The organism is Brevundimonas sp. GW822-FHT03E11 (assembly GCF_058801445.1).
The window spans coordinates 324,720-337,916 of the sequence record NZ_JBXANG010000003.1 but is presented as its reverse complement, the minus strand read 5'-3'; the positions used below and the strand labels follow the sequence as shown (position 1 = coordinate 337,916).

Here is a 13,197-nt window from a genome sequence, read left to right as displayed (position 1 = left end):
CGCGGGCGTCAGGCGCGAACGGCCCGCGCCGCCGCAAGCCCCAGCGCCTGGACGGCGGCGGCGGCGATATGGTCGGCGTTCAGCCCGGCCTGGGCGTACATCGCCGCCGGCGTGTCCTGGTCCTGGAAGACGTCGGGCAGGTTCAGGGTGCGGATCTTCAGCCCGCGATCCAGAGCGCCCTTCTCCGCCAGAAGTTGCAGGACGAAGGCGCCGAAGCCGCCCATGGCCCCCTCCTCCACCGTGATCAGGGCCTCGTGCTCGCGGGCCAGGCGCAGGATCAGATCGGCGTCCAGCGGCTTGGCGAAACGGGCGTCGGCGACGGTGGCGGACACGCCGCGCGCCGCCAGCAGGTCAGTGGCCTTCAGCGCTTCCTGAAGTCGGGTGCCCAGGGACAGGATGGCGACGGCGGTCCCCTCGCGCACGATCCGGCCGCGGCCGATCTCGAACGGAGCGGCCAGTTCCGGGATCTCGACCCCGACGCCGTCGCCGCGCGGATAGCGGAAGGCGCTGGGGCGGTCGTCGATGGCCAGGCTGGTCGAGATCATGCCCGCCAGTTCGGCCTCGTCGGCGGCGGCCATCAGCACCATGCCGGGCAAGGCGCCCATGAAGCCGATGTCGAACGATCCGGCGTGGGTCGCCCCGTCGGCGCCGACCAGACCGGCCCGGTCCATGGCGAACCGCACCGGCAGGGACTGGATCGCCACGTCGTGGACGACCTGGTCATAGCCGCGCTGGAGGAAGGTGGAATAGATGGCGCAGACCGGCTTCATCCCGTCGGCGGCCAGACCGGCCGCGAAGGTGACGGCGTGCTGTTCGGCGATGCCGACGTCATAGGTCCGCTCGGGGAAGGCTTGGCCGAACAGGTCCAGCCCGGTGCCCGAGGGCATGGCGGCGGTGATGGCGACGATCGACGGATCGGCCTTGGCGTGTTTGATCAGCTCGGTCCCGAACACCTTGGTGTAGCTGGGGGCGTTGGAGACGGCCTTGGTCTGTTTGCCGGAGACCACGTCGAACTTGACCACCGCGTGGAGTTTGTCGGCGCTGCTCTCGGCGGGGGCGTAGCCCTTGCCCTTCTGCGTCACGACATGAACCAGAACCGGCCGGTCCTCGATGGCCGCCGCCTTCTTCAGGATCGGCACCAAGTTCTCCATGTCGTGGCCGTCGATGGGGCCGACGTAGTAGAAGCCCAGCTCCTCGAAGAAGGTGCCGCCGGTGACCATGCCGCGGGCGTATTCCTCGGCCTTCTTGGCGGCGTTGCGGAACGGGCGCGGCAGGTGCTGGGCGAAGGAGCGGCCCAGGCGGCGAACGTTCTGATAGGCGCCGCCGGACACCAGACCGGCCAAATAGGCGCTCATCCCCCCGACCGGCGGGGCGATGGACATGTCGTTGTCGTTCAGTATGACCATCAGCTGGCCGCTGGTGGCCTCGGCCGCATTGTTCATCGCCTCATAGGCCATGCCGGCCGACATGGAGCCGTCGCCGATGACGGCGACCACCTTGTTTTGTTCGCCCTTCTGGTCGCGCGCGGCGGCGAAGCCCAGGGCGGCGCTGATCGAGGTCGAGGCGTGGGCGGCGCCGAAGGGATCGTATTCGCTCTCGCTGCGCTTGGTGAAGCCGGACAGGCCGCCGCCCTGGCGCAGGGTGCGGATCCGGTCGCGACGTCCGGTCAGGATCTTGTGCGGATAGCACTGATGGCCGACGTCCCAGATCAGAATGTCCTTTGGCGTCTCGAACACATGGTGAAGCGCCGTGGTCAGCTCGACCACCCCAAGGCCCGCGCCCAGGTGGCCGCCCGTGACCGAAACCGCGTCGATGGTTTCCGCCCGCACTTCTTCCGCCAGTTGCTTGAGCTGGGCGATGTCGAAGCCCCGCATGTCGGCGGGAAACTTGACGGTGTCGAGGAGCGGGGTGTCGGGCATCAGCCGGGAAAACCTTGGAAGTCTGATCAATCAACCCGCGAGGGCGGTCGACGTTTCGTATCAGGACCGGCGCCTTAGCACAAAGTCCACGCTCGCCTTGAGGATTTCCGCCTCATCGCCAAAGGACTCCAGATGGGCGCGGGCCTGATCGGACAACAGCGCGACCCTCTGTCGCGCCTCGTCCAGCCCCAGCAGGGTGACGAAATTGGTCTTGCCCAGGGCCGCGTCCTTGCCGCCGGCGGCCTTGCCCATTTCCTCGGCCGAACCCTCGGCGTCCAGAATGTCGTCGACGATCTGATAGGCCAGGCCGACGTCGTGGGCGAAGCTGATCAGGGCGTGCTGATGCTGGGCCGAGGCCTCGGCGATGATAAGCGGGATTTCGAAGGCGTAGGCGAACAGGGCGCCCGTCTTGAGCCGCTGCATTCGGGCGACCCCGCCCAGATCGTCGCGAACCCCCAGGAGGTCGATCATCTGACCGCCCGCCATGCCCCGCGCGCCCGAGGCCAGCGACAGCCGGGCCGCCAGTTCGCAGCGGACGGCGGGATCGTCGTGGGTGTCCTCGTGCAGAATGATGTCGAAGGCCGCCGTCTGAAGCGCGTCGCCGGCCAGGACCGCCGTGGCCTCGTCATAGGCGCGGTGGACGGTCGGGCGGCCGCGCCGCATGTCGTCGTCGTCCATACAGGGCAGGTCGTCGTGGACCAGGCTGTAGGCATGGACGCATTCCAGGGCGCAGGCGGCGCGCAGCACCGACCGCGCGTCGATGTCGAACAGCCGCGCCGCCTCAAGGGCGAAAAAGGGCCGCAGCCGTTTGCCCGGTCCCAGGGCCGCATAGCGCATGGCCTCGGTCAGGCGGGATTCCGGCCCTTCCGCGCGCGGCAACAGCTCATCCAGCGCCACCGTCACCAGATCGGCGACCTCAGCGACCCGGTCGATCACGGCCTGCTCGGGCGAATTGGCGGCGATGACCCGGTTCAAGACGATCGACCGCCCTTGGCCGCAAGAGGACGATGCGGCTTCATTCGAACGACGCCGCCTCAACGCCCTTGGCCTGGCCGTCCGGCCCGACCACGATCTTTTCGACCCGCAGCTGGGCCGCCTTCAGACGCACCTCGCAATGGGCCTTCAGCCGGGCGCCCTCTTCGTACAGGGCGATGGATTCCTCCAGCGGGGCCTGGCCGGATTCCAGGCGCGAGACGATGGTCTCCAGACGCTGCAGCGCGTCTTCGAAGCTGAGGTCGGCGGGAATGGCGGGTGCGGCGTCGGTCATGGCGCGCGACCCTAAAGACCCGGTCGCCCCGCATCAACGGTTATGCGGCTAGCGTTTTTCGTAACGGCGCTGCGACCAGTATTTGAAGCCCTGGTTATGCACCAGTTTCCACCCGTCGGCCTTCAGACGCGCGCCGACCATATGGTTGAAATAGCCGTGGGCGAAGACCAGGACGTCCTGGCCGGTCTCGGCGCGGGCGATCAGCTTCTGGGCGGCCTGTTCGGCGCGGACCTCGGCCTGGGCGCGGGTCTCCTGGCCGCCGTGATGATCGAAGGCGTGCCACCAAAAGCGCGACACCACCCCCCACCATTTCGGCGACAGCTTGATCCAGTCGGGAATGGGCGGCGGCGGCAGGGGCGCCTCGATGAACATGACGTCCGACATCACTTCCCGCCCGGCGACGACCGCGGCGGCCGTCTCCTGGGCCCGCTGGCGGGTGGAGGCGTAGATGGCCCCGGCGCCCTGGGCGGCGGCGACCAGTTCGGGCGGCGGCGTCTGGCCCGCCAGCAGACCGCCGACCTCGTACTTCGCCCACCAGTCTCCGTACTCGCGGGCAGTGATCAGGCACTTGCGCGACAGGGCGGGTTCGCCGTGGCGCGTCAAGATGATGGCGCCGGGCCGCACGCCGCTCGCAGCAGGCGCGCCAACAGAGCCGCCCACCTGAACGGCGGTCTCTTCAGTCGAATCGAGGGACAGGGCGGGGGCTGACATGGCGATGGGACGAAGCTTAAGGTTTCAAGGCCTTATACGTCCTAATCCTCCCCGAGCGCGGCGACGTGTGCGACCGCGGAGCGGCCTGGTCCTTCAAGGTCGTAACCGCCCTCGCGCGCGGACACAACCTTGCCCGAACAGGTCCGGCGCGCGTTTCCGCGAACCGCGCAGGTCGCCCAGGCGAAATCCTCGGCCTCGAGCGACAGGAGCGCCAGCGGATCGCGCGCCGCAGGGGGGCGACCGGCGCATGGGCCGGCATCGACGGGTGGGTGAAGATCGGCAGGTGGGTCATGTCTCAGCCTCCATGCGCAGATGAGCCTCGCCCCAGGCGCGCAGGGCGAGGATGACCGGAGACAGCGTCCGCCCCGCCTCCGTCAGGCGGTAATCGACGCGGGGCGGAACCTGAGCATAGACCGTCCGATGCACCAGTCCCGCCGCCTCCAGCTCGCGCAACTGCTTTGTCAGCATCCGCTGAGTGACGCCGGGAAGATGACGTTTCACCTGACTGAACCGCAAGGGGCCGTCGAGCAGATGATAGACGATCACCCCCTTCCACTTGCCGCCGATCAGATTGAGGGCGGCGTCGACGACGCATTCACCCGGCCGCACGTTTCGAGGCGGCGCGACGAAGGTCTCGGAAAAGACGGTATCCATTTGGGTACTACATATAGAAAAATGCCGTTCTTGCGCCGAATGTAGCTGAAGGCGATGTGGGACGCGACGACACAAGCCAAGGAGCATTGTCATGAAGGCCATCGGCACGACCGGCCCCCGCCCCGTTTCGGATCCCGCCGCCCTGATCGCGTTCGAGGCGGCCGAGCCTGAACTGCGCCCGCGGGATCTGCTTGTTGCGGTCAAGGCCGTCAGCCTGAACCCCGTGGATACAAAGGTGCGCAGCAGTCGGCAGCCGGACCAGCCCAGCATCCTGGGCTACGACGCCGCAGGCGTGGTGATCGGCGTCGGGGCGGAGGTCAGCCTGTTCAAGGTCGGAGACGAGGTCTTCTACGCTGGCCAGATCGACCGTCCGGGCTCGAACGCCGAACGTCAGGCGGTGGACGAACGGATCGTGGGTCGCAAGCCGCAGTCCCTGACCTATGCCGAGGCCGCCGCCCTGCCCCTGACCGCCATCACGGCCTGGGAACTGCTGTTCGACCGGATGAAAGCCGACCGGGACGAGGACGAGAGCCTGCTGATCGTCGGCGGCGCCGGCGGGGTCGGGTCCATCCTGATCCAGATCGCCAAGGCCATGACGAAACTGCGTGTCGTCGCCACCGCCTCTCGCCCTGAAACCCGCCAATGGTGCCTGGACCTGGGGGCGGACGCCGTCATCGACCATGCCCGCCCCATCGACGAAGCCCTGACGGAAGCCGGCGAACGGGCGCCGAAATATATCGCATCCCTGACCCACACGGCCGGCCATTTCGAGGCCCTGGCCCGCGCCGGCGCGCCCCAGGGGGTCATCGGCGCCATTGACGACTTCAAGGGTCTGCCGGTCGAACTGCTGAAACAGAAGGCGGCCGGTTTCGTCTGGGAGTTCATGTTCACCCGTCCGGTCCATCAGACCCCCGACATGATCCGGCAGCACGAAATCCTGAACGCCGTGTCGGAGGCGGTCGACGCCGGCGCCATCCGCACCACCCTGACCCGCAACCTGGGCCGGCTTTCGGTCGAGACCCTTCTCGACGGGCATCGCCAGTTGGAAAGCGGCTCGACGATCGGCAAGGTCGCGCTGGACGGCTTCTGAGGCTAAGGGGCGGGTCATGACCGAGATCCTGATCCGCACCCCCCGCCCCGAGGACGCCGAAGCCCTGGGCGCCCTGGGGCGTCGGACCTTCGTCGAGACCTTCGTGACCGGCTTCGGCATTCCCTATCCCGAGACGGACCTCACGGCCTTTCTGGACGCCAGTTTCGATCCCGAACCGACACGGAAAAAGCTGGCCGAACCCAACGCAGCCTGGTGGGTGGCCGAGCGGGACGGCGAACTCCTGGCCTTCGCCAACGCCGGTCCCAACGGCCTGCCCCACCCCGAGGCGCGGCCGGAGCATATGGAGCTGCGCCGCCTGTATGTGTCCAAGGCCGCCCAGGGCCTGGGCCTGGGCACGAAGCTGCTGACACTGTCGCTGGACTGGATGGAGGCCAACACGGGCGGCCCGCTCTGGATCGGCGTCTGGAGCGGCAACGAAAAGGCTCAGCGCCTGTACGCCGCCTATGGGTTCGAGAAGGCGGGCGAATATGAATACCCGGTCGGCGCCTGGCGCGACCACGAGTTCATCTTGCGGCGCGGATAGACTATGATCCGGCCATGACCCGCGCCGAACTGCTGGAAAAGCTGCGTGAGCTTAAGCCCTGGCTGGAAGAGCAGGGCATCGTCAACCTGCGCCTGTTCGGCAGCTACGCCCGCGACGAGGCGGGACCGGACAGCGACGTGGATTTGCTGGTGGACACCTCGAGACCGATGGGCATCGAGTTTCTAACGACGGAGCGTCTGCTTTCGGAAAGACTGGAAACGCCGGTCGAGTTCTGTTCGTGGGAAGTCATGCGGCCCTATGTCAGGACGAAGGTCGAGAAAGACCTGATCCTTGTCTGACGAAGCCGATGCGATCCTGATAGCCGAAATCCGGGACGCCGCAAGCCGTGTAAAATCCTACATTGCGCCTGAAGGCCGGGAAGGCTTCATGTGTCAAACCTTGGTCTATGACGCCGTCTGCATGAACCTGTTGCGGACAGGCGAATGCGCCCGCTTCCTGAGCGACGCCGTAAAGACGCGACTGCCGGACATTCCATGGCCCGACATCGTCAGTCTCCGAAATCGAGTGGCGCACAGCTACGAAACGTTGAAGCCGGAAGTCCTCTGGCTGATCGCCAGCGTCAGTCTGCCACAACTGGACGCGGCGCTCCGCAGCCTGGGTGAAGCCTGATGCTCCTGCCCTTCTTCACCGCCCTGCGCGACGCCAAGGTTCCGGTGTCGATGAAGGAATGGCTTCATCTGATGGAGGCCATGGACCGCGATCTGGCGAGCCGCGAGGTCGAGGCCTTCTATCACCTGTCGCGAGCCGTCCTGGTCAAGGACGAGAAACACTATGACCGGTTCGACCAGGTGTTCGGGACCGTATTCAAGGGCGTGGAATCTGTCGGGGCGGGCGAGGACCTGACCACCGACATCCCCGAGGAATGGCTGCGGCTGCTCAACGAGAAATATCTGACCGACGAGGAAAAGGCCCAGATCGAGGCGCTCGGCGGGTTCGACAAGCTGATGGAGACGCTGAAACAGCGGCTGGAGGAGCAGAAGGAACGCCATTCCGGCGGCTCAAAATGGATCGGCACGGGCGGGACCAGTCCCTTCGGCCACGGCGGCTATAATCCCGAGGGCGTGCGGATCGGCGGCCCCGGACGACAGGGTCGGGCGGTCAAGGTCTGGGAAAAGCGCGAGTTCAGGAACCTGGACGACACGGTCGAACTGGGCACGCGCAACATCAAGGTCGCCTTGCGTCGCCTGCGCCGGTTCGCGCGCGAGGGGGCGGCGGAAGAGCTGGACATCGACGGCACCATCGACGGCACGGCGCGCCAGGGCTGGCTGGACATCCAGATGCGGCCAGAGCGACGCAACACGATCAAGGTGCTGCTGTTCCTGGACATCGGCGGTTCGATGGACGGCCACATCAAGCTGGTGGAGGAGCTGTTCTCGGCCGCCCGGACCGAGTTCAAGAACCTGGAATTCTTCTATTTCCACAACTGCCTGTACGAAGGCGTCTGGAAAGACAACCGGCGGCGTCACACCGAGCGGATCGCCACCTGGGACCTGCTGCACAAATACCCCGGCGACTGGCGCGCCATCTTCGTCGGCGATGCGACCATGAGCCCCTATGAGATCACCATGCCCGGTGGTTCGGTCGAACACTGGAACGAGGAGGCCGGGGCGGTGTGGATGAAGCGGGCCCGTCAGCAGTGGGACAAGTCGGTCTGGCTGAACCCGGTGCAGGAACGGTATTGGAGCTACACCGCCTCGGTCGGCCTGTTGCGGGAGCTGATGGACGACCGAATGTTCCCCCTGACGCTGGAAGGGCTCGACAAGGCGATGCGGGCGCTGACAAGGTAGGTTCGCCTGCGGGGCGAGCCGCCCCGTGGATTGTGAAAGAGGCCAGAGACATGCTCGCCGCCTTCGCCCTGCTTCTTCTGGCCCCACAGGCCGCTCCGACCGTGGTGTGGGAGGCGCCGCCCGCCGCCGAAGCCCCGCCGCCGCGTCCCGCCCACAATGTTCCGGAATGGGGTCTCGCCGATCCGTTCGGCTATGAGCGGGCGCGGTGCAGCCCGCAGCTGCGCGGCGCGAGATCGCTGGAAGTCTGTCAGGCCGAGGTTCGCGCCCAGCTGGCCCTGGCTCTGGGGCCGGATCTGCCCGACGCCCTGCGCCCTGAGGGGATGGCGGGCGACTGCCAGATGGCCCAGGCGGCCCAGGGCGGCTCGTCCTACGGCCTGCAGTGCGGCCCTCAGTCGCGGGCGCCGACCGACTCTCCCCGGCCCAAGGAGGTGGATTGCCGCCCCCGTCCCGAACGGGGCGGCTTCAGTTCGGAATGCCGACCGGTGGGGACGACCGAGGACAAGGGGCTGACGCTGAAGCTATGGGGCAATGACTGACCCGAACGAAAACGCCGCCCGCGATCGCGGACGGCGTTGAACGTCTTTGAATAGTCGGTCGCGTCAGTTGCGATTGTCGCGCAGACTGTCCTTCACGCCGCCGACGGTGTTTTGGACCTTGCCTTCGACCTGGTCCGCCTTGCCCTCAGCCTGAAGCTTGGAATCGCCGGTCATCTTGCCGACGCCTTCCTTGATCTTGCCGCCGACATTCTTGGCGGAGCCTTCAATACGGTCTTGATCTGGCATGGGAATTCTCCTGTTTCGAGCGACGCCGCGATGGCGCTGCAAGGTGAAGGAGAAACGGGAGCGGGTCCGGGCCGTTCCGTAAGGCTCAGCTTGCCCGACGCAGCCACACCGCGACCGCCCAGGCGTGGGAGTCGTGGCGCAGACGCGACAAAGCCACGGTCGGGTCCAGCCAGACCAGGGTGTGATCGTCCTCGCACTTGGCCTGGGGGTTCTCGGCCGTGACCGTCGCGGTCCAGAAGCCGCCGACGTTGCAGAGGGGCTCGCCGGTGCTTTTCAGATGATACTGGCCCGCCTCGGCGATGCGGTTCAGAGGCGTCACAGACAGGCCGGTTTCCTCGACGAACTCGCGCACCAGGGCCTCGACCTCGGTCTCCTCGCCATCCACCGCCCCGCCGGGAAGATCGAAATAGGCGCCGGCCGCTCGTTCGACCCGGACGCAGGCGATCAGGCCGTCGCGCTCCACCACGCCGAAGGCCGTGGCGCGGTGGCGATAGTCGAGCGCGGGATTACGAAGGCCGAACTGGAGCATGATGCAGATCCGACCTTAGAGGTCGAACGCCAATTTGGCGCGCACGCCCTTGTGCGCCGCGTCGAACTCGACGGCTGAGCGCAGGCCCGAGGCCATGGCCGAAATGATCTTGCCGCCCAGGCCGGTGCCCTTGGGTGTTCCGTCGCCCAGACCCGGCCCGTCGTCTTCGACCGTCAACAGGGCGCGATGCTCGCCGTCCGGCTTCAGACTGATGCGTATCTCCCCGCCCTGCCCAGGCTGATAGGCGTATTTCACCGCATTGGTGACCAGTTCGGCGACGACGACGCCCAGGGACACGGCCTGGTCCGTCGTGACCCAAAGAGGAGCGGCGTCGATGACCAGACGCGGCGAACCTTCACCGGGCCCGAGCGACTTGGACAGCTCGTCCATCAGGCCTTGCAGATATTCGTCCATGGCCACCCGGCTCATGTCGCCGGAGGTGTAGAGGCGGCGATGGACGTGGGCCACGGCCTCGATCCGGGCCTGGGATTCGCGCAGGGCCTCTCTGGCGCCTTCATCGCTGATGTGGCGCATCTGCAGGGACATGAAGCTGGACACCAGCTGCAGCGAATTGCCGACGCGGTGATTGACCTCGCGCAGCATGGCCTCGGCGCGGTCGCGGGCCAGACGAATCTCTTCCTGAGCGATCTCGTTCTCGCGCTGAAGCCGCCGGCGCAGCAGGGCGTCCTCCAGGGCCGACCGCAGCAGGGAGGTGAAGTCCTCGGACACGTCCTTGATGACATAGTCCGCCGCCCCGGCGCGCAGGGCGGCGACGGCGATCCGCCCGTCCTGGGCCCCCGTCACATAGACCACGGGCGGCGGCGCCGGCAGGGCCAGGATGTCCGGCAGGACGTCCAGACCGTCCCGGCTGGGCATATAGTGGTCCAGGGCGCAGATGTCGTATTCGTTGGCGGCGAGCAGCTCCAAACCCGCGTCGCCGTCCGGGGCGCAGGTGACGGCGTAGCCGTGGCGGGTCAGTTCCTTCTCGACCAGCCGCGACAGGCCGCGGTCGTCGTCGATGTAGAGCAGACGGATGGGGCCGGACAGTCCGATCGTTAAATCTCCGGCGCCTGCATGACCGACAGGAAGAGACCCAGCTGACGGATCGCGCCGGCGAAGGACTCATAATCGACAGGCTTGGTGATGTAGACGTTGCAGCCCAGGTCGTAGCAGCGCTGGATTTCGACCTTGTCGTCGGTGGTGGTCAGAACCACGACGGGCGCCCGCTTCAAACGGTCGTCGGCCTTCACCTTTTCCAGAATGTCCGTGCCCGACATGTCGGGCAGGTTCAGGTCCAGCAGGATCAGCAGCGGGCCGTTGGCCAGGATTTCCGCGCTGAACAGATAGTCCAGAGCGGCCCCGCCCTCATCGAAATGCTTGATCTCGTTGCTGATGTTGGCGCGACGGATGTTCTTTTCGATCAGTTTGGCGTGACCGTGGTCATCCTCGACCATGATGATTTTGACGGCTTGCGTCACAGTACGCCTCCAGGTTCCGACAGGATCAGTCGTTTGGGGAATTTCAGGAGGAAAGTCGAGCCCTTGCCAAGCTCGGACTCGATATCGATCGTGCCGCCGATGCGCCGAACGCTGTTGCGGACGAAGGCCAGGCCCAGGCCCTCGCCTCTTCGGTCCTGTTTTCCGGAGCGCCGGAACAGTTCGAAGATGCGTTCGTGGTCCCGCGCGGCGATGCCGCGACCGTTGTCGGCGACCCGGTAGACGACCCAGCCGCCGGGCAGGTCTTCGCCGGATATGACAATTTCGCCAGGGCGGCCGGCGTCCAGATATTTGACCGCATTGTCGATCAGATTGCCCAGAATCTGTTCCATCGACAGGCGGTCGCTTTCGATCGACGGCAGCGCCTCCACCAGGATCTGGGCGCCGGCGGCCTCGGTCTGATGGTGAACGCTGTCGGCGATGTTGCGAGCCATGGCGGTCATGTCCAGGGTCTCCGGCAGGAGATTGCGACGCCCCTCGCGCGACAGGCGCAGGATGGCGTTGATGAGCCGGTCCATCTTTTCGGTCGAGGCGCGGATGAAGCCCAGGGCCTCGGGCATGTCTTCGCGCACGGCGGTGACGATGTCGGCCGACACCTCGCGTTCCGCCTCGGCCTCGGCCACCCCGCGCTCGATGATCTTTCCGGCCTGCTCCAGTTCGGAGGTGTAGCCCATCACATTGACCAGGGGCGCGCGCAGATCGTGGCTGACGATATAGGCGAAGCGCTGGATTTCCTCATTGGCGCGGGTCAGGGCGGCGGTGCGGTCTCGCACCATGTCCTCCAGGCCGGCGTTGATGGCGGCCACCTCCTCGCGCGCGTGCTGAATCTCGCCGACATAGCGCCGCACCATCCAGGCCGAGAGCAGCGCAAGGACCAGGACCAGCAGGCCGGTGATGGCGTTCATCACCACGGTCATCATGGCGGCGCGCTCGGACACGCGGGTCCGTTCGGCGATGCGCGCGGACTTGAAGGCGTCGAAATCGTCGATGGTCTGGCGCAGCTCGTCCATATAGCGTTTGCCTTCGCCGGACCGCACCGTCTGGATCGCTTGGCCTATGCGGCCCTCACGCGCCAAGGCCAGGGTCGCCTCCATCTCCCTCAGCTTGGCGTCGGAGAGCCTATGGATTTGGGCCACCGGCGCCCGGAGCGTCGGGTCGGCCGCCGCGCCTTCTTCGAGAAACGCCAGGGCGGGCTCGCGCGCGGCCCGCGCCTCCTCAAAGGGCGTCAGGAAATCGCTGCGGCCGGTCAGCAGAAAGCCGCGTTGCGCGGTCTCCGCATTCAGCATGGAGATCAGGACCGTGCGCGACTGGCGGCGCATCTGCTGGGCGTGTTCGATCGCATCGTTAACCGTGGCGGTGCGCTGTATCATGACGAAGGTCGAGATGTTGACCGTCAGCAGCAGGACGAAGGCCAGGACCAGCAGGCCGGTGACGGATCGCGCCAGGGAGGGCGTGCGCACAAAATCGCTGAACCGCGACCAGCTTTGGCTCGAGGGAAGTTTCATGCGGCGCAGCATTAGCGGCGACCGAGGCTGCGTCAAACGGCAGTCACACGAAACTCTTGGGCCTTTCGCGTCTTCTGATGAGTATGGTCTGGCTTGCCGGTCTGCGGCGGGCGGAAAACGGGGGGAAGAGCGATGATCTGGTGGTGGTGGATTTTACCGGCGGCGGCGGCCCTGATTGGCCTGGTTCTGCTGGTCCGCGGCTTGCGCGCCCTGTTCGGCGGCAGGGCGGTGCGGGGCGTGGCGGGCGCGGCGCTCGGCGGCGGCGTCCTCTGGCTGGCGTCCCTGGCGACCCTGTTCGGCCTGAACCTTCAGACCTACGACCGGCTGACCTATGAACGTCCGGTTGCGAGCCTGGAACTGAGGCGCCTCGGGCCGCAGTATTATGAGATCGAGCTGACGCCCCTGTCGCAGGACAGGCCGGCCGCAGCGACCCTCTATCCTGTCCACGGCGACGACTGGCGGATCGACGCCCAGGTGCTGAAGTGGAAACCCTGGGCCAATGTGCTGGGTCTGGATTCCCAATATCGGCTGGAACGCCTGTCGGGTCGCTATCGCACGGTCGAACAGGAGTTGACCGCCGAACGCAGCGCCTATGATCTGGCGGCCATCGAGGAAAACGCCCGCAACGGCGCCCTGCCCTATAAGGTCGAGGCCTGGGACGCGATCCGGCGTTACCGGCGCTACATCGACGCCGCCGATACCCTCTACGGCTCGGCCGCCTATATGCCGATGGCCGAGGGCGCGCGCTATGAGGTCTGGATCACCCAGTCCGGCCTGATCGCCCGCCCGGTCAATGAGGCCGCGCGCGCCGCCTCCGCCGGCGGCTGGACGGTCGCCGACTAGGCCGAATCCACATTCCGCGCCGCCAAGGCACGATGGCGTCCAAGAGTGC

At 66.7% G+C, this 13,197-nt stretch carries 18 protein-coding genes; 7 read left to right on the top strand and 11 right to left on the bottom strand.

From position 1 onward, the window contains the following. Positions 1-8 precede the first annotated feature (8 nt). From dxs to AC1RKE_RS06970, 6 genes are all read right to left on the bottom strand, one after another. Positions 9-1,919, bottom strand: coding sequence for a 1-deoxy-D-xylulose-5-phosphate synthase (dxs, locus tag AC1RKE_RS06995; protein ID WP_395941851.1), 1,911 nt, complete (start codon positions 1,917-1,919; stop codon positions 9-11). 60 nt (positions 1,920-1,979) lie between these two features. After that, complete coding sequence (locus AC1RKE_RS06990) at positions 1,980-2,855, bottom strand: polyprenyl synthetase family protein (RefSeq protein WP_152951165.1); 876 nt, start codon at positions 2,853-2,855, stop codon at positions 1,980-1,982. Between the two features lie 79 nt (positions 2,856-2,934). Continuing rightward, on the bottom strand, positions 2,935-3,186 hold the full coding sequence (locus AC1RKE_RS06985) for an exodeoxyribonuclease VII small subunit (protein WP_348684840.1): 252 nt from the start codon (positions 3,184-3,186) through the stop codon (positions 2,935-2,937). A gap of 48 nt (positions 3,187-3,234) precedes the next feature. Then, positions 3,235-3,897 (bottom strand): histidine phosphatase family protein, encoded by a 663-nt coding sequence (locus AC1RKE_RS06980; RefSeq protein WP_054766483.1) that lies wholly within the window; start codon positions 3,895-3,897, stop codon positions 3,235-3,237. Positions 3,898-3,938: 41 nt separating this feature from the next. Then, complete coding sequence (locus tag AC1RKE_RS06975) at positions 3,939-4,196, bottom strand: arginase family protein (RefSeq protein WP_224761208.1); 258 nt, start codon at positions 4,194-4,196, stop codon at positions 3,939-3,941. Next, positions 4,186-4,551, bottom strand: a complete 366-nt coding sequence (locus AC1RKE_RS06970; RefSeq protein WP_191554408.1) for a winged helix-turn-helix transcriptional regulator — start codon at positions 4,549-4,551, stop codon at positions 4,186-4,188. Before AC1RKE_RS06970 ends, AC1RKE_RS06975 begins: the two co-directional genes overlap by 11 nt. Positions 4,552-4,642: 91 nt before the next feature. Here AC1RKE_RS06970 and AC1RKE_RS06965 point away from each other — a divergent pair, with 91 nt between their 5' ends. The 6 genes from AC1RKE_RS06965 to AC1RKE_RS06940 are packed head-to-tail and all read left to right on the top strand — an operon-like array spanning position 4,643 to position 8,529. Next, complete coding sequence (locus AC1RKE_RS06965; RefSeq protein WP_395941850.1) at positions 4,643-5,641, top strand: zinc-binding alcohol dehydrogenase family protein; 999 nt, start codon at positions 4,643-4,645, stop codon at positions 5,639-5,641. 16 nt (positions 5,642-5,657) lie between these two features. Further along, positions 5,658-6,185, top strand: a complete 528-nt coding sequence (locus tag AC1RKE_RS06960; RefSeq protein WP_348685483.1) for a GNAT family N-acetyltransferase — start codon at positions 5,658-5,660, stop codon at positions 6,183-6,185. 14 nt (positions 6,186-6,199) lie between these two features. Continuing rightward, on the top strand, positions 6,200-6,484 hold the full coding sequence (locus tag AC1RKE_RS06955) for a nucleotidyltransferase family protein (RefSeq protein WP_007442198.1): 285 nt from the start codon (positions 6,200-6,202) through the stop codon (positions 6,482-6,484). Beyond that, positions 6,477-6,815: a HepT-like ribonuclease domain-containing protein gene (locus tag AC1RKE_RS06950; protein WP_191554411.1), complete on the top strand. Its 339-nt coding sequence runs from the start codon at positions 6,477-6,479 to the stop codon at positions 6,813-6,815. Before AC1RKE_RS06955 ends, AC1RKE_RS06950 begins: the two co-directional genes overlap by 8 nt. Then, the gene (locus AC1RKE_RS06945; RefSeq protein ID WP_395941849.1) at positions 6,815-7,993 is read left to right on the top strand and encodes a vWA domain-containing protein; all 1,179 of its coding nucleotides are present in this window, start codon (positions 6,815-6,817) and stop codon (positions 7,991-7,993) included. Before AC1RKE_RS06950 ends, AC1RKE_RS06945 begins: the two co-directional genes overlap by 1 nt. Before the next feature lie 50 nt (positions 7,994-8,043). Then, positions 8,044-8,529, top strand: a complete 486-nt coding sequence (locus AC1RKE_RS06940; RefSeq protein ID WP_348684513.1) for a hypothetical protein — start codon at positions 8,044-8,046, stop codon at positions 8,527-8,529. Between the two features lie 63 nt (positions 8,530-8,592). Here AC1RKE_RS06940 and AC1RKE_RS06935 read toward each other — a convergent pair whose 3' ends face one another. From AC1RKE_RS06935 to AC1RKE_RS06915, 5 genes are all read right to left on the bottom strand, one after another. Beyond that, positions 8,593-8,775 carry a CsbD family protein gene (locus AC1RKE_RS06935; protein ID WP_183214992.1) on the bottom strand — a complete coding sequence of 61 codons (183 nt, stop codon included), beginning with the start codon at positions 8,773-8,775 and terminating at the stop codon, positions 8,593-8,595. An 85-nt stretch (positions 8,776-8,860) separates the two neighbouring features. Further along, positions 8,861-9,304, bottom strand: coding sequence for an NUDIX domain-containing protein (locus AC1RKE_RS06930; RefSeq protein WP_182713277.1), 444 nt, complete (start codon positions 9,302-9,304; stop codon positions 8,861-8,863). A 15-nt stretch (positions 9,305-9,319) separates the two neighbouring features. Continuing rightward, positions 9,320-10,324, bottom strand: coding sequence for a sensor histidine kinase (locus AC1RKE_RS06925; protein WP_333895854.1), 1,005 nt, complete (start codon positions 10,322-10,324; stop codon positions 9,320-9,322). Positions 10,325-10,359: 35 nt separating this feature from the next. Beyond that, positions 10,360-10,782, bottom strand: a complete 423-nt coding sequence (locus AC1RKE_RS06920) for a response regulator (RefSeq protein ID WP_224761032.1) — start codon at positions 10,780-10,782, stop codon at positions 10,360-10,362. Next, entirely contained in the window at positions 10,779-12,305 is a 1,527-nt protein-coding gene (locus AC1RKE_RS06915) for a sensor histidine kinase (protein WP_287395003.1), read from the bottom strand. Before AC1RKE_RS06915 ends, AC1RKE_RS06920 begins: the two co-directional genes overlap by 4 nt. Positions 12,306-12,437: 132 nt before the next feature. Here AC1RKE_RS06915 and AC1RKE_RS06910 point away from each other — a divergent pair, with 132 nt between their 5' ends. After that, positions 12,438-13,148, top strand: coding sequence for a hypothetical protein (locus AC1RKE_RS06910; protein WP_054766493.1), 711 nt, complete (start codon positions 12,438-12,440; stop codon positions 13,146-13,148). Positions 13,149-13,197 lie beyond the last annotated feature (49 nt).